Origin of the sequence: Pseudarthrobacter equi, assembly GCF_900105535.1 — a bacterium.
GTDB lineage: Bacteria > Actinomycetota > Actinomycetes > Actinomycetales > Micrococcaceae > Arthrobacter > Arthrobacter equi.
In genome coordinates this window covers 3,370,274-3,387,164 of sequence record NZ_LT629779.1, presented here as the reverse complement: position 1 = coordinate 3,387,164, position 16,891 = coordinate 3,370,274, and the positions used below count along the sequence as shown (strand labels likewise).

The following is a 16,891-nucleotide window of genomic DNA, read 5'->3' as shown; positions in this document are numbered from 1 at the left end:
ATAGACTTAGGTCTGTGAACCACCAAAAACCCGCGGCCCCCGTTTCAGGGGGCGGCGGGTTTTTGCGTATCCGGGTAGACCTGTCGTACGACGGCGGCCCCTTCAGCGGGTGGGCCCTCCAGCCGGGACGCCGCACGGTCCAGGGCGCGCTCGAAGAGGCCCTTGAACTGCTGGTCCGGCGTCCCATTCGGGTGACCGTCGCCGGCCGGACCGATGCCGGTGTTCACGCCCGTGGCCAGGTGGTGCACCTGGACCTCGCGGACAGCGAGTGGCACGGGATGGCCCGCGGGCAGGAACTCGATCCCGCGGTTGCGATGACCCGCAGGCTTCGCGGAGCACTGAACCGCGTGCTGGGAGACCTGACCGGCGCCGTGCAGGTCCGCGGCATCACACCCGCACTGCCGGGTTTCGATGCGCGCTTCTCCGCTCTTTGGCGCCGCTACAGCTACCGGATCGCTGATGGCCCGGCGCTGTGGGATCCGCTGGAGCGCGCCTTCACGCTGTGGCACAAGAGTCCGCTGGACGTGGAGTTGCTGAACCAGGGGGCCTCGCGGCTGCTGGGACTGCAGAACTTCCTGTCCTTCTGCAAGCCCCGTGAGGGTGCCACCACCATCAGGGAACTGCAGCGTTTCGAATTTGCCCGCGCTGAAGACGGTGCCATCGTGGCCACAGTGCAGGCGGACGCCTTCTGCCACAACATGGTCCGGGCCCTGATCGGCTCGGCCCTGTACGTGGGGGAGGGCGCCGTGGAACCCGGGTGGCTGTACGAGCGCCTGCTGGCACAGAAGCGCGACGCCAAGTCCGTCCTGGCCGCCCCGCACCCGCTGGTGTTCGAGGAAGTGGCCTACCCGTCAGCCAGTGAACTGCTGGCCCGTGCCGAACTCACCCGGGCACGGCGGGAACACTAAACCGCCGGTTCCTGGAACGCTGCCGCTGGTCCATCCGCCGGCAGGGTGAGCGTGAACGTACTTCCCTCGCCCTTGGCGCTCTCGCAGGAGATGGTTCCGCCGTGCCCTTCGACGATCATCTTCGTGATGGACAATCCCAGCCCGGCGCCCGCGATGGATGCGCTGCGCGCGGCTTCGGTGCGGAAGAAGCGCTGGAAGACCCGCGCCGAGTCCACTGCGCCAAGGCCCATCCCGGTGTCGCTGACGCTGAGCTGCACCCAGCGGCTGCCGGCCTGTGCGCGGATACTGATCCTGCCGCCGTCGGGCGAGTATTTGATGGCGTTGGACACGAGGTTGTCCAGCGCCTGGCCGATGCGCAGGGGGTCGGCGTAGGCCCACAGCGGTGCCGGTACGTCAGCAGCGAGTTCGATGCCGGACTGATCCGCCAGGGCCTGGGCGGAGCCGATGCTGGTTTCCACCACGCTGGCCAGGTCCGTCCGTTTCGGGTGGACGTTCAGTGCGGTGGACGCCGTGGCGGAAAGGTCCGACACGAGGGCGAGCAGCCGCTCGGAGTTCCGTTGCACCACTTCCAGCCGCCGGACCAGGTGGGGCGGAAGGGCAGCGACCTCGTCCAGGACCAGGTCGACGTTGCCGATGATGGAGTTCAGCGGTGACTTGAACTCGTGCGACACGTTGGACACCAGCTCCTGGTTCGCGGCCAGGGCCTCCACCCAGCCCGTCACGTCGTTGTACACCACCACGGCACCGGTGAGCCGGCCGTCCTCGGCCACCAGCGGCCGGGCAGCGGTGGACACCGCCCGCTGCTCTTGGCCCTCCCCGGCCCACACGAGGTAGTCGGAAAAGGATTCGCCGGCGATGGCCCTGCTGATGGGGCGCCTGTCTGCCGGCAGCAGCGTGGTCTTGTCCTGGCCAAAGACCAGCTGTTTGCCCTGCCCGGCAACGGCGTCGTCCGCGCCCGTTACCCGGCGGAAGGTCCGCTGCCGGTTGTTGGAGACCAGGAACTTCCCTGAACGGTCGACGGCGGCGATCCCCACGTCCGTAGCGTCCAGTACCGTCTGGAGCAGCTCCTCCCGTTCCCGGCTCTGGCGCAGCAGCGACCGCAGCTCAGCGTCCTTCCTGGCCAGCTCGCGTTGCTGGACCCGCAGCCCGGAACTGGCGAACCGGATGGCCAGGGACACGGCCAGCATCATCAGGGGGAACAGGATTACCGTGGTGATGTCCGCCGCCGTCCAGTGCGGCAGCCTTTCCAGGGCAGACGGAAGCATGATGAACAGCGGTCCGGCAAAGCTGAGTATCAGCCCGCTGCGGGCCAGCATGCCGGAGGCGGAGAGCCAGATCACCGGGAACACCACCAGGACCGCCAGGCCCGGCAGCAGTGGTGCGGCACCGTTGCGCAGCAAACCGACGGCGGCAAAGTCCAGGACAGGAATCAGCAGGTACGGGCGGTGCTCGAGGCGTTCCCAGGGAACCAGAAAGCAGGCAAGGAAAAGTAGCGCGTGCAGGGCAATGCCGGCCATGTAGAGCGTGCTGTGCAGCAGCACCGGCCATGCGAACGGTGTGGCAACTGCGAGTGCGGCCACCAACAGTGTCAGCGGCAACTGGCACAACACCACCTGTGAACGGGTCCCCAATCCCCGGAAGAAGCGCGCAGGTCCTCGCTGGAAAAGGGAATCAGCCATAAAGGGTGTTCAGGCTCCCCTCGATTACCGTCCCGGCACGGGCACGATGCGCCGTCGCATTCTGTCCGCCCACTCTTACTCACGCCCTTTCAAACCGGTAATGCACACGTCCTGTCATAATAATTGACTTTGGAATACCAGTATTGAAGGGGATGTCATCAGCCGGACTTACTAGTAGCGTATAAATGGTTGGAGCGGGTGTGGCATTGGCGCTGGGCCGATGAGGGGGGCCATCTCCGCCTGGCTCAGGGACAGTAATGGACGACGAACTAGGTGTGGCTGTAGTAATCGAAGATGATGCGGATGTGCGGAACCTCCTGGAGGGGGTTCTTAGCCAGGCCGGCTTCGAGGTGCATACGGCAAATGACGGGCGTGCCGGGGTTGAAGTGGTCCGCAGCAAGCAGGCCAGCGTGGTCACGCTGGACATCGGCTTGCCGGATATCGACGGGTTTGAAGTCCTCCGCCGCATCCGGCATTTCAGCAACGCATACGTGGTCATGCTGACCGGCAGGACTGAGGAACCGGACCTGCTCTCCGCACTGAATGCCGGGGCGGATGACTACATCGCGAAGCCGTTCAGGCCCAGGGAACTGAGGGCCCGGGTGACGGCCATGATGCGCAGGCCGCGGCACGAGATCGGTGTACAAAAATCGGCTCCGACCGTGTGGGCACCCCCCGCCGTTGCCCCAGTGACGCATCAGCAGAACTCCGCGGCCCTCCAGCACAACGGGCTGGTCTTGAACACCCGCACCCGCACCGTGGAGGTTGACGGTGGACAACTGGCCCTTACCCGCAGTGAATTCGACCTGCTGCACGTGCTGCTGAAGGGCGCCGGCACCGTGTGCACGCGGCCGGACCTGGTCCGGGCGGTACGCGGGGAGTACTACGACGAGGACGCCTACATCAGCGAATCGGACGAACGCGCCGTCGAGGTCCACGTCGGAAACCTGCGCCGGAAGCTGAAGGAGGACCAGGTGGCGCCCCGGTGGCTGCAGACAGTCCGCGGGGTTGGCTACCGGCTGGCGCCCGCCAGGCAGCCCGGGCAGTCCTAGCCGGTTTCCGGGATGTAGGTGCTGCGGAGTTCGATGACGGTCAGGCTGCCGTCCTGGGCAACCCGTTCCATCAGCATCTTGCCCTGGCCGAAGTCGCCGCGGCGGATCATCGTCTCCAGCAGCTCGGCCAACTTGGCAAGACGCAGCCCGCCCACCATGGCGGAGCTGATCTTCAGGCTGATGGCGGCGTCTAGTGCGGAGTCGCCGTCGTGCCGGTGGACTGCGGCGGCAAGGCGGGAGTAGCGCTCGTCCCACATGGCGGCGTAATCCTTGGCGAAGCGCTGGGCCATGCCGGTACCCGCGAGTTCTTCCTCGAGTTCCTCCAGTACGGCGGCGTCAACGAGAGGCAAAAGTCCCACCGCTTCCTGGGCAGGTGCCGGCTGTCCTGGCAGGTTTGTATCCGGGGAGGTGCGCCCGCCGCCGGTGATCCGGTCCGCGGGGATCCCGGCGGGCAGCGGACCCGTAGCGGGGCCTCCTGCGCTGGAGCCGGAATCGTGACTGTGCATTGTTCAAGGCTACTTCCTGGAATTCTTGCGGTGTTCTATTTCAGCTGATCCTGTGTAAACCTTGCGTGATCCTTCAGCAGATCCCAAGGCAGCTATTGCCCGGTAAAGGTGACCACCGTGTTAATGACGGCCGGCCCCAGGATGGCGATGAAAAGGACCGGGAAAATGAAGAAGAGCAGCGGGAACAGGATCATCACGGGCAGTTTCATGGCCTTTTCCTCGGCACGCTGGCGCCTTTTGACCCGCATGACCTTGGCCTGCACGCGCAGTACCCTGCTGATGGCAATGCCGTAGGTGTCCGCCTGCACCACCGCCTGCACGAAACTGCGAAGCTCGGGAATGTTGGTCCGCGCCGCCAGCGCCGTGTAGGACTCGCGGCGGCTGCGTCCCACCTGCATGTCCTGCAGGGTGCGGACCAGTTCCTGGGCCAACGGGCCCTTGCCGTTATCGCCGGCCCTTGCCATAGCCCCCTCAAAACCGAGGCCCGCTTCCACCGAGATGAGCATCTGGTCCAGCGTGTTGGCCAGTTCCAGCTGCATGGTCTTCTGGCGCTCCTGGCCCTTGCTGTACAGGAGGAGGTCCGGGATGAAGTAACCCAGGAACAGGACAAAGAGACCGGCCAGCTTCATCAGGGGAGTGCTGCCGATGGCCGTCAGGTAGAGGCCGAGACCCAACGCGGCCAGTCCCAGTGCGAGCTTGGAACCAAGGACCTTGCCCAGCGGCATGGATGCCGGGCGGCCGGCCAGTGCGAGCAGCCGGTCGAGGAAGGCCACATACGTGGGGGGAGTCAGGCGCCTGCCGATCGCTTCCAAGAGGGCGGGTTTGTAATCCGCGGCCGTTGCGGTGGGTGCCGCGCCGCGGGACAGCAGGTTGGTGACGGCGGCACGGCCCTGCCGGTCGGCCGTGAGGAGGGACCAGGCGACGGCGCCGAGAGGGACGCAGACCAGAAATAGGGAGAGAAGGACTGTCAGGTTCATGGCTTTCCTCAGAACTTCAGGTCGATGATCTTGCGCATCCACAGGGCGCCGACGGCCATCAGGACGAAGGAGGCGACGATCATGGCCCACCCGAGCGGGTGCGTGAACATGGAGTTCATGTAGGTGGGGCTGACGGCGAGCAGCATGGCCACGATCCCGAACGGCATGGCGATCAGGATGTACGCGGAGAACTTGCCTTCGGCGGCCAGCGCCTTGATGTGGCCCTTGATCTCGGCGCGCTCGCGGATGGTTTCGTTGACCTGGTCCAGGACGTCCGCCAGGTTGCCTCCTACCTCCCGGTTGATCTGGATGGCCTGCGAGATCCAGACGAAGTCCTCGTTCTTCATCCGGTCTGCGGTGTCGTTGAGTGCTGCCAGCAGGTCCCGGCCCAGGCTGGTTTCGGTGATGACCCGCCGCATCTCCTCCGACGTGGGTTTCTGCGATTCCGCGGCAGCGGCGTCAATGGCGCGCAGGATGCTGTGGCCGGCCCGCAGGCCGCCTGAAAGGAGTTGGAGGGTGTCGCCCAGCTGCCCGTCGAAGGCCGCACGGCGCTTGCCGGCGAGGAAACCAAGCACCAGCTTGCCCACAAACGGGGCGAGGAGAGCCAGAAGGAGTCCCACCAGGGGGTTGAGGGTCACCGTCCCCACCAGCATGCCGACGCCGGCGCCGATGCCCACCAGCAGGAAGAACTCCGCTTGGCTCAGGCGCAGGCCGGCATTCTCAAGCTGGGGGCGGGAGAACAAGGTGATGTTCCGTCCGGCAAGGAGTCGTTCAAAGGAACGGACGGCGGAAAGTGCGAACCTGGTCAGGGAGGACGGCGGCTCGGGTTCGAACGGACGACGGCGGTCCAGCGGCACGGTGGGGGCGCTCGGCAGGAGCACGGCGACACCGAGCAGGCAGATGGCTGCCAGCAGGATGACGGCGCCAATGGCGAGAATCATCAGTGCCCCCCTGGCTTCTCGGTACCAGTGAGCGGCCCGGCGAAAACCGCGGGCGACACGTGGATGCCGAGGTCCTCGAATCGGTCGATGAAACGGGGCCGGATACCGGTGGCGACAGGCTTACCCAGGAAGCGGCCCTGCGCGTCGACGCCGGCGGAGTAGTCGAAGACGAAGGCGTCCTGGAGGGTGACGATGTCGCCTTCCATGCCCTGCACCTCCGTGACATGGGTGATCCGGCGGGACCCGTCACGCATGCGGGAGATCTGGACGATCAGGTTCACGGCGGAGGCGATCTGTTCCCGGATGGCGCGGAGCGGAAGGTCCATGCCGGCCATCAGCACCAGGGTTTCCAGGCGGGCCACGGCGTCGCGGGGGGAGTTGGAGTGCACGGTGGAGAGGGACCCGTCGTGGCCGGTGTTCATGGCCTGGAGCATGTCCAGCGATTCGCCGCCGCGGACCTCGCCCACCACAATCCGGTCCGGGCGCATGCGCAGGGAGTTGCGGAGCAGTTCGCGGATGGTGACCTCGCCCTTGCCCTCGGTATTCGGCGGCCGGCTTTCGAGGCGGACCACGTGCTGCTGCTGGATCTGCAGTTCCACAGCGTCCTCGATGGTGACAATGCGCTCGTCGGCAGGCAGGAAGGAGGACAGGACGTTCAGGAGGGTGGTCTTTCCGGTGCCGGTGCCGCCGGAGACGATGATGTTCAGCTTCGCCTTCACGCAGGCGTTGAGTAGTTCGGCCATTTCCGGGGTGAGGGTGCCGAAGTCGATGAGGTTGCGGACCGTCAGCGGTACCTTGCTGAACTTTCGGATGGTCAGCGATGAGCCGCCCACGGCGAGCGGCGGGATGACGGCGTTGACGCGGGAGCCATCCTCCAGGCGTGCGTCCACCAGCGGGGACGACTCGTCGATGCGGCGGCCCACCCGGGACACGATCCGTTCGATGACTTTGCGCAGGTGGTCTTCCGAGCTGAACCGGTAGTCCGTGAGGGTCAGACGGCCGCCGCGTTCCACGTAGATCTGGTCCATGCGGTTGACCATGATTTCGGTGACGGCGGGATCGTCGAGGAGGCGCTGGAGGGGGCCGTAGCCGAGGACGTCGTCGGCAACGTCGCGGACCAGTCGCGTGCGTTCCTCAGGGGTCAGCGGCACCTGTTCGGCGTCGACGATGCGGGTCAGTTCTTCCTTGGCGGTGCTGCGGAGCTCCTGCTCGGTGACGGCGGCGTCGTTGAACCGCGTGCCCATCCGTTCGAAAAGTGCGGTGGCCGCACGGAGCTTCATGGCTGCGAAGACGTCCACGCCGGGTGCCTTGGGCACCTGCTGCGCGTCGGCGTCGTGCGTTGAAGGCACGACGGCGGCTGGTTGGGAAAGGTGCGCATCCGTCGTCGGGACCGCTGGACGAATGGGCTCGACGACGGCGGCGGGCCGGTCAAGCACGGCCGTGCCCGCACCCGGAGACTCACTGCGGTTCTGGACCGCGCTGATGCGTTCGGAGAGTTTCATCAGATGACCACCTGTCGGTGAAGCTTGCGCTGGGTCTGCGTGCGCCAGGCCGGGTTGAACCGCTCCACCAACTGGCGGAGGCTCTTCACGGCCGGGTCTTTCCTGGATTCCTGCAGGACTGGGATGCCGCGGTTGGTGGACAGGGCGATGGCGCGCGAGCGGGGCACGCTGACATCCACAGGCGCGCCGATGGTGGATTCCACGTCCTGGACGTTGAGGCCGGCCTTGGCGTCTGCCATGTTCAGCACGACGTGGCGGGATTCGGGCATGATCTCGAGCTGGCGGAGAACTTCCAGGCCGGAGCGCAGGCCGCGGAGGCTGGGGATGTCCATGGCGCTGACCCACACCACATCGGTGCACTGTTCCATGGCGGCGAGGCCGATCTCGGGCAGGCCGGGGGCGGTGTCCAGGATGACGTACTGGAATTCCTGGGCCAGCTGTTCGAGCAGGCGGCTGACCTGATCCGGCGTGATGTGGTCTGCGTCCACGGGGTTCGGCGGAGCGCACAGGGCGTAAATGCCGGCGGGGTGCACGGTGAGGAAGGCTTTCAGGACCAGGGAGTCCTGGGCAGCGGCCGGGGTGACGGCATCCGTGACTGTGTGCTCCGGGTTGAGGTAAAGGCCGGAGGCGACGTCGCCAAACTGGAGGTCCAGGTCCACGATCACCACGCTCATGGGCGCGATCTGGCCCAGGCCGATGGCGATGTTGGTGGCCAAAGTGGTTTTGCCCACGCCGCCCTTGGGGGAGAAGACGCCGATGACCAGGCCCTTGCCGTTCTCCGCCGGCTGCGGCTCGGGGCCGCGGTGACGGGTGGCGAAGGACTGGCAGGCACGCTCCAACAGGACACGGATTTCGGCGGGGTCAGCCTGCGGACTGATGATGTCGCGGATGCCGGCGCGCATGGCGTGCAGGAGCAGGGCCGGGTCCACGTCGCTGACCAGCACCAGGCTGAGGCCGGGGAGCTGGACGTCGAAGACTTTGGCGAACCGGAGTGCTTCGTCGTAGGGGACGTCCGGGCCGATGATGAGGACCTCGGGCTGCTCCTGGTTGAGGAGGGCGAACAGTTCCGCCGGGCCCGCGGGGAGGATGTCGCTCGCGATGGTCTGCACGGTGCCGCGGAGGCCGTGCGCGACGGCGGCGCGCAGCTTCTGGTCGAAGTCGCCGCTGGGGGAGAGGAGGACGAAGCGGCTCATTTGTACACCACTTCCTTCCGTTCGGTCCGGGGGCCGCTGTCCTGGGCATCTGTTGGTTCTTTTGTGAGCCAGAGGCTGCCGTTGATGGAGGTGAAGATGATCTTGCTGGCGTCCACGTCATTGACGGCGACGGTGAGCATGAGTGACCCTTCGGGCAGGGTGGTGTCCTGCGGGTTGGCGCCGTCTTCCGTCTTCGCGGCGCTCGCCTGCGGGGCGCGTTGCACCGCGGTGACCAGGACTTTCCGGAGAGTGAGCTGGGTGGTGGCGTCCTCCAGCTTTGCCTTGTAGGCGCCGTTCTCAAAGTTCAGGGCTATGCCAACGTGGTCGCCCACGTTGATCCGGCCGCCGGCGACGCGCTGCGGTTCCAGTTGGAACGAGACTTCCTGCAGGCCGGTGGGGACTTCCACGCCACCTTCCTTCTTCACGTCTTCCGGCGCCACAAGCCGTTCGGCGAGCAGTTGCTCGCCGGGGACCAGGTCCACGGCCGCGACCGTTCCGGCCTTGCTGTTCAGCGATGTCAGCGCGGTGGCGGCGATTCCTGCGGCAGGAACGTCCTGGATGACGAGCGAGGATGCCATTTCGTTCACCGGGGTCCCGGCAGGGATGGGCTTTTCGACAACCAGGACTTTTCTGGGATTCGTGGTGGCCATGGCCCGTGCGTCGGCTCCGTTGGCGTAGACGATGATGAGGAGGGCGCCTACGAGCGCCAGGGCGACGGCGGCCGTTCCGGCGAGCAGGCGGGACTTCACAGTGTTTCTCCGTGTGTTTCTTGGTCAGAGGGTGAGGCGGGCGATGGTGGCGCCGTAGTTGGGCGTACTGCCGAGTTCAAATCCTTGGGACAGGGATACGAACTTCACGAAGTAGCCCCTGATGGTCTTGTTGGCCACCTTGGGGCCCGCCGTCCAGCCGATACTTGGGAATTGGTAGCCGGTTACGTGGAACGCGGCGAAGCCTTTGATGTAGTACTTACCGCTGGAGCCGGTTCCTGTGGCCAGGTCGTACATGGGCAGGAGGACGGTTTGATTGTTCATCTGGCTGAAGTCTGCGGCGGTGCAGACGGAGGGGGCGCTGGCGCCGGTGTCGCTGGGGAACCAGATTCCCGCGTTGGTTGAGGCACCCGCGGTAGCGGTGATGGCGCATTTTGACGAGCCCGTCTGCATCCAGCCGAACCCGCCAGGGATGCCACCACAGCCGTTGACTGACTGTTCCAGCACCTGTTCGGCGCCCTGCGCCCCGCCAGCAGGAATGTTCAACTTGCAGTAGGCAATGGCCAGCGGCAGGATGACGGGTCCTTTGGACGGGGTTCCCCATGCGGCGGAGGCTTTGGCGCCTACCTCCCTGCTGGGAATTCCAATTGCATTGGCGGAGAAGAGGGAGACGGAGTTGTCCGGGCTACCCGTTTCCTTGGCACTGGTGGTCACCGATACGGTGCGGGCGGTCTTGTCGAGCTGGATGCTGTAGATATTGCTCATGCCGTCCAGGGCGTTCTGGTTGGCGAGGCTGCCGGCGAGTGTGGCCGTCGTCGAGCATTGCGTGTCCGCTGCGTTCTTGGCGCACTTCTGTGCCACCGCCATGGCGGAAGCGTCCGCCCCGCTCTGCAGCTGGGCGCGTTCGGAGTAGATGGCCCCCACATCGACGGCGATTGCCACGAAGCCGAGCAACGTCACCAGGAGTATGGCGACGATGACAGAGACGGCGCCTTTCTCGTTGTTGTCATCGCCTAGCCGCCGCACAGCATCACCCCCTTGCCCGTCATGGGAAAGGGGCCGGCGATGCCGGTGATGGTGGAGAGGTTGTAGCTGATGGTGACGGTCACCTGCTTATCGGTGCTGCAGGTGGCGGGGCTGATGGTGATGTTCGAATCCGGGATGGTGTTGCTGACGGCGGCGGCCGCGTTTCTTGTTGCTGTCTTGGCGCCTGTGGGGTCATTGGCGATCGCCATGACCCGGACACCGTCGCGGGCCGCGTTGGTGAGCGTGATCTGTGCGTTGTAGGCGCGCCCGAACTCGATGGTTCCCAGCACCAGCATCAGGAGGAGGGGCAGCAGGATGGCGAATTCGACGGCGGCTGCTCCGCGTTCCGAATTGTTAGTCACCTGCTGCACCTCCTCCTGCATGACTGATGTGCTTGTTTACTTGTGCGCCGTTTCGATATGGGGTCCGGAACGGCGCGGACGACAAGGGCCTTACTACGAGCCGGTGGTCGGGGCGGTTGTCGGAACGGGCACCTTGCCAGCGACGCCGTTGAACATGCTGCTCAGATTGTTTCCGAGAAGCGTGACTGCGACGATGATGACGACTGCAATGAGGGCGACCATGATGCCGTATTCGACGGCAGTTGCGCCCTTCTCTTCGCTGCGAAGGCGGATCATGAGGTTGGTGTAGAGAGAAAGCATTTTGACTCCTGAGCGAGACGGATGGCTGGCCCTTCACCAGCACTGAAACGAAGTTAGCAACGGGATTAGGTGCCAGGTCCGGATCTTGGGGCATCCTGCGGAAAGGCTCAGCCAGGTGGGAGTTTCCTGTGGCTTCGCTGGTCCTGTCCTGCGCTCGCAGTGGGTTTAGCCGTCGTCCAGGCACGCAAAAGGACCCCCTCGGTTCTGGGTGCCGAGGGGGTCCGGTCTTTGAGGCGCCGGGGACGCGGTGGTTAGGGAATGCCGAGCGCCGTTTCGATTTCAGTGGCGAGATCATTGAAGTGATCGTTGAGGGCGAGGCCGAACAGACCGACGCCGGCCACGATGACAATGGCAATGAAACCGACGGTGATGCTGTATTCAGTGGCTGTTGCCCCATCTTCTTCAGTGCGGATCTTACGCGCGAGATCGCTGATGAAAGACGACTTAGGACTTAGATGGGCCATGATTCCTCCTAGGAAAATGCGGAGACTATGTTCATGACTGCCGGTCCCAGCAGGATGATGAACAGGGTTGGGAAAATGAAGAAGATCAGGGGAAAAAGGATCTTCACTGGAATCTTCATTGCGTGTTCCTCGGCCCGTTGGCGCCGCTTCAGTCGCATCTCGTGCGCCTGGACCTTCAACACTTTCGCAATGGCGATGCCGTACGCGTCAGCCTGCACGATGGCCCGGATGAAGGAGCGAAGGTCCGGAACATCGACCCGGTCCGACATGGCAAGGTAGGCCTCTTTCCGGGAGCGTCCCACCTGCATGTCCTGAAGGGTTCGCGTCATTTCATCAGCCAATGGGCCGGTTCCGTTTTGAGCCGTGCGTGCCATGGCAGCTTCGAAACCGAGCCCTGCCTGTACTGCGATGAGCATCTGGTCGAGTGTGTTCGGCAGTTCCTGCCGGATCTTTGCCCGCCTTTTCTCCGCAGTGCTGCGTATGAGGAGGTCGGGGGCGAAGTAGCCGAATGAGACCGCTCCGAGGAGGACGGCGAAGCGCGATGGTTCCGGGCTGGCGAGGAAATAGAAGAGACCAACCATGGCGCCGCAGAGTGCAAGCAGCGGCTTCACCACCAGCAGGCGCTCCAACGGCCACTCCTTGGGGCGTCCCATTGCTGCCAGCTGCTTGTCCAACCAAGCTACGTATCCAACCGGGGCGATCTTGCGAGCCATAGCGGTAAACTCGGCAGTCAGGTTCTGCGGAGCTGCATTTCTGGCTCGCTGTCCCAGGTTGGCCTGGATGTTGCGGAGCGCAACTCTGTCTGTTGCAGCGACCGACCACACCAAGTAGGTGATGGGCAGGATAATGGCGAGAATCGCCCCTAAAGCCATTGGTGACATTGTCGGGCCTCCTAAAACTTCGGTTTGATCAGCCGGCTGAGCCAGAAGCCGCCGGCAGTGAGCATGATTGCCGCCGCGCCGAGCATCAGGAACCCGGGGACTGTGCTGGTGAATGTCTTCGCATACTGAGCGTTGATGAAGATCAGGGCGAAGAAGAGGACCACCGGAAGCCCCATGAGGACCGCCGCGGACATCTTGCCTTCAGCGCTGAGGGCCTTGACTTGGCGCCGGATCTGGTTTCGGTCGCGGATGGTCTCTCCCACGTGATCGAGGACTTCCGCAAGGTCGCCGCCGACTTCACGGTGGATCTCAATGGCTTGGGAGATCCACGCGAAGTCTTCGCTCCTGGTGCGGGCAGCAACATCAGTCATGGATGCGTTGAGGTCACGACCGATCCTGGTTTCATTGACGATCCTTGCGAGCTCTTCCGACATCGGAGCGTCCGACTCGCGGGCGGATGCATCAATCGCCCTAAGCAACGAGTGCCCGGCACGCATGCTGCCCGTCAGCATTTGAAGCGTGTCCGGCAGCTGTTCGTCAAACCGGCTTCTCCGTTTGGACTCAAGAACGGTGAGGAAGCCCAGCATGCCGGCTGGCACCACCGCTATCATCAGCACCGCAAAGAAGAAGCCGCCCAGAAGGAAACCAAAGACGCTGCCTGCCAGAGTACCGGCGCCCATCATGAGCAGGAAGTTGGCGGGCTGGGTCTTTAGACCCGCGCGTTCCAGCTTTTCCCGGCTGATGATGAAATCATCTTTTCCCTTGAGCTGCTTGTTGATAGCGCCGACAGCGGAGTCGGTCAGCACCGTCAGCCTGGAGGAGGCAACCGGGACGTCCGGGCGTCGGCGGGACAAGGGAATGACATTGCCCGGTTTGAGGACGACAGTAAAAAGCAGGATGACTGCAGCGAATATGGCAGCAACGCCGAGAACGGCGATTGATGCGGGTATCTCTGGCTCCATTACCTGCCCCTGACTGTGTGTGCACCGAAGACGGCAGGAGAGATCCTGATGCCAAGTTCTTCGAACCGGTCCGTAAACCGCGGCCTGACGCCAGTGGGTACAGGTTTGCCGAGGAATTTGCCGTTAGCGTCGATGCCTGCGGAGTAGTCGAAGACGAAAGCATCCTGGAGGGTGACAATGTCCCCTTCCATACCCTGAACCTCCGTAATGTGTGTAACCCTGCGGGTTCCGTCCCGGAGCCTTGAGATATGGACGATGAGGTTCACGGCCGAAGCGATCTGCTCGCGAATGGCGCGCAGAGGCAGGTCCATGCCCGCCATCAGGACAAGTGTCTCCAGGCGGGCCACGGCGTCTCGGGGCGAATTAGCATGCACTGTTGAGATCGAGCCGTCGTGGCCGGTGTTCATGGCTTGCAGCATGTCCAGGGACTCTCCGCCTCGAACTTCACCGACGACGATGCGGTCGGGCCGCATGCGTAGCGAGTTGCGGACCAGATCGCGGATGGACACTTCGCCTCGTCCTTCGATGTTTGCCGGCCGGCTTTCCAACCGGACAACGTGGTCCTGCTGGAGCTGGAGTTCCACGGCGTCCTCGATCGTCACGATTCGGTCCGTGGCGGGGATAAAGGACGACAGCACATTCAGCATGGTCGTCTTACCGGTGCCGGTACCGCCGGAGACGATGATGTTCATGCGGGCCAGCACGCACGCCTGGAGCAACTCGGCCATCTCGGGGGAGAGGCTCCCGAACTCGATTAGCTTCTGCACCGTAAGTGCCTCGCGACCGAACTTGCGGATGGTCAGCGACGCCCCGTTCACGGCTAGGGGAGGGATAATGGCGTTGACTCGTGAGCCATCTGCCAGGCGGGCATCCACCAGTGGCGACGACTCGTCAATCCTCCTGCCGATCCGCGTGACGATCCTTTCGATGACCTTTCGCAGGGACTCTTCGCTGGCGAACTTCGTATCCGTCAGAAAGAGGTGGCCATTGCGTTCGACGTAGATCTGGTCTGCACGATTCACCATAATTTCCGTTACAGAGGGGTCATCCAAGTACCGTTGCATTGGGCCATGGCCAAGGACATCGTCAATAATTTCCCGAGTCAGTCGCTGCCGTTCGCCCTGCGTGAGCGGGACTTGTTCCTCGTCAACGACAGCTTTCAGTTCGTCCTTGACGAATTGGTGCAGCTCGGCTTCATCCAACGTTGAATCGGTGATCCGAGAACCAAGCCGTTCGTAGAGGGCTTGACTTGCACGGTCTTTGAGCCCGGTGAGCGCTTCACTCGAGCTGCCGGCAGTCACCTCGATGGCTGTGGGAACGAGGGCCTGCTCAGCCGCTTGGGCTTGCTGTATGGCGCCCAAGGTGGCGGGCCCCGCACTCGGCACGGGACTCTGATCGGGAGAGCCTGCCGCTTCGTCGCCCCGGATCTTTGCAATTCGGTTCGAGAGATTCATTGCACTACCGCCCTTCTGTGAAGCTTCTTGCGGGGGCCTTCCCAATTCGGCTTGAAACGCTCAACCAGCTGCCGGAGCCCCTTTGCCACTGCATCGCGGCTGCCATCCTGCAGCAGGGGAACACCTTTATTTGTTGAGAATGGGACGGCCCGGGAACGTGGCAGGACCACGTCCACGGGAGCCCCTATGGTTGCCTCCACGTCCTGGACAGTCAGCCCCGTCTTTCGGTCAGCCATATTCAGCACTACGTGCCGATTGTCAGGGAGAAGGTCGAGTTCTGAGAGGATCTGGAAGCCGGTCCGGAGACCGCGGATACTAGGGATGTCCATGCCGCAGACCCACACGGCGTCCGTCGCCTGCTCCAGCGTCGCCAGAACGTGCTCGCCTAATCCGGGGGCGGTGTCAACCACCACGTACTGAAACTCAGTCCGTAGTTGCTGCAGGAGACGACTGACGTGTTCTCCTGAAATCCTGTCCATGTCAATAGGGTTGCGAGGTGCGCATAAGGCGTAGATGTTGCCACGGTGCAGCGACAAGTACGTCTTGAGGACCATGGCGTCCTGGCTCGCTGCGCCCACCACTGCCTCTGAGATCGTAAATTCTGGTTCGATCATCAATCCGCTGGCGACGTCACCGAACTGCAGATCCAAGTCGACCAAGACGACACTCATCGGGGCAATTTTTCCGAGGCCGATGGCCAGGTTACTTGCAACTGTTGTCTTGCCGACGCCTCCCTTCGGTGACATGACGGCAATGATCCGGCCGCCTTCTGCCGCGGGGCGTTCAGCCGTGTTAGGTGCAAGCCCTCGCCGCCTGCCGGCCGCTGCCAAGCTTGCCCGCTCCACGAGTGCACGGATCTGCTCGGTGTCGGCCGCAGGCGGAAGAATGTCCCGTATGCCGGACCGCATGGCACTCAGGGCAAGTTCGCCGTCGTCCTCCGCCACGAGGACGATGCTGATTTCCGGGAATTGCAGATCGAGTATTGCAGCGAATTTGAGCGCTTCTTCGCGTTGCAGGCCAGCACCCAGTATGAGAACTTCTGGTGGTTCACCAACCTGCTGTCGGAGGATGTCCTCAGGCGACTCCGGTAGGTAATTGGCTTGAAAGGACTGCAGTGATCCGCTGAGAGGTGCTATCGACGCACGAACTGTACGTTCGTATTCAGGGGAAGGCGAAATGAGGATGAAGCGGCTCATCGGAAGACCTTGGTCTGGTTCACCACTCCGTTGGTTCCTTCGGTGGCACCTGCCGGTTCTTTCGAGAGATAGATCTTCCCGAACTCTGCCGCGTACACGAGCTTTTCCGCGTCGACGGCGTCCCGTGCAAGCGTGATCAGGTAGGTATCGCTGGACGCCGGCTTGCTGCCCTCTGCGTTAAGGGCACCTGTAGAGCTTGCCTGTGTCGCTTCACCCTGGGTCTGGACAGACTGCCCGGAGCTGAACTGAACGGCCGTCACGAGTACCTTGTGAAAGGTCAACTGGGTGCCGTTTCCGCCACCGGCAGCGTCTCCCAAGGAGATGAAGACCCCAACGGTGTCACCAGCCTGAACCGAACCACCAACCACGCGGTCAATGCCAAGCCGGACCGAAATCTCCTGGAGGCCCTCCGGAACCTCAACCCTCGCCGGGCCGATGAACGTGCTTGCATCGACGAGGCGGCTGCTCAAAAGTTGCTCGCCGGGTACCAGACCAACGGCGGTCACTTTGGAACCAACTGAGCCGAGATCCTCGACGGCGTCGGCTGCAATCGCAGTCCGGGGGACTGCCTTGGTGGTGAGGTACTGGCTGAGCTGAGTTGCCGGCGTTCCGGCAGGAACATTCTGCTTAACGACCAGGACGTCTTCCGTTTCCGTGTTGGCAAGCGCGCGACGGTCCGCGCCTTGAACGTAATTGAAGAGGAGGACCGTGCCTATAACCGCTACAACCAGCGCGGCAATGCCTCCCAGTAGGCGTGCTTTCATTGCTTTCCCCTTAGTGC

General features: G+C 63.6%; 18 protein-coding genes. 2 read left to right on the top strand and 16 right to left on the bottom strand.

The window, feature by feature from the left end; all coding sequences use genetic code 11:
• The first annotated feature begins 14 nt into the window (after nucleotides 1-14).
• Nucleotides 15-908: a tRNA pseudouridine(38-40) synthase TruA gene (gene truA, locus BLT71_RS15310; RefSeq protein ID WP_091721946.1), complete on the top strand. Its 894-nt coding sequence runs from the start codon at nucleotides 15-17 to the stop codon at nucleotides 906-908.
• On the opposite strand, the gene BLT71_RS15305 is transcribed toward truA, so the two are convergent.
• Nucleotides 905-2,587, bottom strand: a complete 1,683-nt coding sequence (locus tag BLT71_RS15305) for a sensor histidine kinase (protein ID WP_091721943.1) — start codon at nucleotides 2,585-2,587, stop codon at nucleotides 905-907. The genes truA and BLT71_RS15305 overlap by 4 nt on opposite strands.
• Before the next feature lie 257 nt (nucleotides 2,588-2,844).
• On the opposite strand from BLT71_RS15305, the gene BLT71_RS15300 reads away from it, so the two are divergent.
• A complete protein-coding gene (locus tag BLT71_RS15300) occupies nucleotides 2,845-3,639 on the top strand; it encodes a response regulator transcription factor (RefSeq protein WP_091721941.1) in 795 nt (264 codons plus the stop codon).
• Here BLT71_RS15300 and BLT71_RS15295 read toward each other — a convergent pair.
• The 15 genes from BLT71_RS15295 to cpaB (BLT71_RS15225) form a co-directional block, all read right to left on the bottom strand.
• Nucleotides 3,636-4,145 (bottom strand): Hpt domain-containing protein, encoded by a 510-nt coding sequence (locus BLT71_RS15295; RefSeq protein ID WP_091721938.1) that lies wholly within the window; start codon nucleotides 4,143-4,145, stop codon nucleotides 3,636-3,638. The genes BLT71_RS15300 and BLT71_RS15295 overlap by 4 nt on opposite strands.
• A 92-nt stretch (nucleotides 4,146-4,237) precedes the next feature.
• A complete protein-coding gene (locus tag BLT71_RS15290) occupies nucleotides 4,238-5,122 on the bottom strand; it encodes a type II secretion system F family protein (protein WP_091721936.1) in 885 nt (294 codons plus the stop codon).
• Nucleotides 5,123-5,130: 8 nt separating this feature from the next.
• Entirely contained in the window at nucleotides 5,131-6,063 is a 933-nt protein-coding gene (locus BLT71_RS15285; RefSeq protein ID WP_091721933.1) for a type II secretion system F family protein, read from the bottom strand.
• Nucleotides 6,063-7,565, bottom strand: a complete 1,503-nt coding sequence (locus tag BLT71_RS15280; RefSeq protein ID WP_091721930.1) for a CpaF family protein — start codon at nucleotides 7,563-7,565, stop codon at nucleotides 6,063-6,065. The genes BLT71_RS15285 and BLT71_RS15280 overlap by 1 nt, the downstream gene beginning before the upstream one ends.
• Entirely contained in the window at nucleotides 7,565-8,758 is a 1,194-nt protein-coding gene (locus BLT71_RS15275) for an AAA family ATPase (RefSeq protein ID WP_091721928.1), read from the bottom strand. Before BLT71_RS15275 ends, BLT71_RS15280 begins: the two co-directional genes overlap by 1 nt.
• Nucleotides 8,755-9,507, bottom strand: coding sequence for a Flp pilus assembly protein CpaB (cpaB, locus tag BLT71_RS15270; RefSeq protein ID WP_091721925.1), 753 nt, complete (start codon nucleotides 9,505-9,507; stop codon nucleotides 8,755-8,757). Before cpaB (BLT71_RS15270) ends, BLT71_RS15275 begins: the two co-directional genes overlap by 4 nt.
• Nucleotides 9,508-9,531: 24 nt before the next feature.
• Nucleotides 9,532-10,491 (bottom strand): TadE/TadG family type IV pilus assembly protein, encoded by a 960-nt coding sequence (locus tag BLT71_RS15265; protein WP_091721922.1) that lies wholly within the window; start codon nucleotides 10,489-10,491, stop codon nucleotides 9,532-9,534.
• The gene (locus tag BLT71_RS15260) at nucleotides 10,479-10,853 is read right to left on the bottom strand and encodes a TadE/TadG family type IV pilus assembly protein (protein ID WP_091724071.1); all 375 of its coding nucleotides are present in this window, start codon (nucleotides 10,851-10,853) and stop codon (nucleotides 10,479-10,481) included. The genes BLT71_RS15265 and BLT71_RS15260 overlap by 13 nt, the downstream gene beginning before the upstream one ends.
• A 93-nt stretch (nucleotides 10,854-10,946) precedes the next feature.
• The gene (locus BLT71_RS15255) at nucleotides 10,947-11,153 is read right to left on the bottom strand and encodes a Flp family type IVb pilin (protein ID WP_091721920.1); all 207 of its coding nucleotides are present in this window, start codon (nucleotides 11,151-11,153) and stop codon (nucleotides 10,947-10,949) included.
• A gap of 251 nt (nucleotides 11,154-11,404) precedes the next feature.
• Nucleotides 11,405-11,617: a Flp family type IVb pilin gene (locus tag BLT71_RS15250; RefSeq protein ID WP_091721917.1), complete on the bottom strand. Its 213-nt coding sequence runs from the start codon at nucleotides 11,615-11,617 to the stop codon at nucleotides 11,405-11,407.
• Nucleotides 11,618-11,625: 8 nt separating this feature from the next.
• Nucleotides 11,626-12,498: a type II secretion system F family protein gene (locus tag BLT71_RS15245; RefSeq protein ID WP_091721914.1), complete on the bottom strand. Its 873-nt coding sequence runs from the start codon at nucleotides 12,496-12,498 to the stop codon at nucleotides 11,626-11,628.
• Between the two features lie 11 nt (nucleotides 12,499-12,509).
• A complete protein-coding gene (locus tag BLT71_RS15240; protein WP_091721911.1) occupies nucleotides 12,510-13,460 on the bottom strand; it encodes a type II secretion system F family protein in 951 nt (316 codons plus the stop codon).
• On the bottom strand, nucleotides 13,460-14,914 hold the full coding sequence (locus BLT71_RS15235; RefSeq protein ID WP_091721908.1) for a CpaF family protein: 1,455 nt from the start codon (nucleotides 14,912-14,914) through the stop codon (nucleotides 13,460-13,462). The genes BLT71_RS15240 and BLT71_RS15235 overlap by 1 nt, the downstream gene beginning before the upstream one ends.
• On the bottom strand, nucleotides 14,911-16,110 hold the full coding sequence (locus tag BLT71_RS15230) for an AAA family ATPase (protein WP_091721905.1): 1,200 nt from the start codon (nucleotides 16,108-16,110) through the stop codon (nucleotides 14,911-14,913). The genes BLT71_RS15235 and BLT71_RS15230 overlap by 4 nt, the downstream gene beginning before the upstream one ends.
• Nucleotides 16,107-16,874 carry a Flp pilus assembly protein CpaB gene (gene cpaB / locus BLT71_RS15225; protein WP_091721904.1) on the bottom strand — a complete coding sequence of 256 codons (768 nt, stop codon included), beginning with the start codon at nucleotides 16,872-16,874 and terminating at the stop codon, nucleotides 16,107-16,109. Before cpaB (BLT71_RS15225) ends, BLT71_RS15230 begins: the two co-directional genes overlap by 4 nt.
• Nucleotides 16,875-16,891: the final 17 nt, after the last annotated feature.

What these genes read in the sequence shown, in the direction of transcription:
- BLT71_RS15305 (WP_091721943.1), bottom strand. Translation starts at nt 2,587, where the DNA reads ATGGCTGATTCCCTTTTCCAGCGAGGACCTGCGCGCTTCTTCCGGGGA.
- BLT71_RS15300 (WP_091721941.1), top strand. Translation starts at nt 2,845, where the DNA reads ATGGACGACGAACTAGGTGTGGCTGTAGTAATCGAAGATGATGCGGAT.
- BLT71_RS15295 (WP_091721938.1), bottom strand. Translation starts at nt 4,145, where the DNA reads ATGCACAGTCACGATTCCGGCTCCAGCGCAGGAGGCCCCGCTACGGGT.
- BLT71_RS15290 (WP_091721936.1), bottom strand. Translation starts at nt 5,122, where the DNA reads ATGAACCTGACAGTCCTTCTCTCCCTATTTCTGGTCTGCGTCCCTCTC.
- BLT71_RS15285 (WP_091721933.1), bottom strand. Translation starts at nt 6,063, where the DNA reads ATGATTCTCGCCATTGGCGCCGTCATCCTGCTGGCAGCCATCTGCCTG.
- BLT71_RS15280 (WP_091721930.1), bottom strand. Translation starts at nt 7,565, where the DNA reads ATGAAACTCTCCGAACGCATCAGCGCGGTCCAGAACCGCAGTGAGTCT.
- BLT71_RS15275 (WP_091721928.1), bottom strand. Translation starts at nt 8,758, where the DNA reads ATGAGCCGCTTCGTCCTCCTCTCCCCCAGCGGCGACTTCGACCAGAAG.
- BLT71_RS15255 (WP_091721920.1), bottom strand. Translation starts at nt 11,153, where the DNA reads ATGCTTTCTCTCTACACCAACCTCATGATCCGCCTTCGCAGCGAAGAG.
- BLT71_RS15250 (WP_091721917.1), bottom strand. Translation starts at nt 11,617, where the DNA reads ATGGCCCATCTAAGTCCTAAGTCGTCTTTCATCAGCGATCTCGCGCGT.
- BLT71_RS15245 (WP_091721914.1), bottom strand. Translation starts at nt 12,498, where the DNA reads ATGTCACCAATGGCTTTAGGGGCGATTCTCGCCATTATCCTGCCCATC.
- BLT71_RS15240 (WP_091721911.1), bottom strand. Translation starts at nt 13,460, where the DNA reads ATGGAGCCAGAGATACCCGCATCAATCGCCGTTCTCGGCGTTGCTGCC.
- BLT71_RS15235 (WP_091721908.1), bottom strand. Translation starts at nt 14,914, where the DNA reads ATGAATCTCTCGAACCGAATTGCAAAGATCCGGGGCGACGAAGCGGCA.
- BLT71_RS15230 (WP_091721905.1), bottom strand. Translation starts at nt 16,110, where the DNA reads ATGAGCCGCTTCATCCTCATTTCGCCTTCCCCTGAATACGAACGTACA.
- cpaB (WP_091721904.1), bottom strand. Translation starts at nt 16,874, where the DNA reads ATGAAAGCACGCCTACTGGGAGGCATTGCCGCGCTGGTTGTAGCGGTT.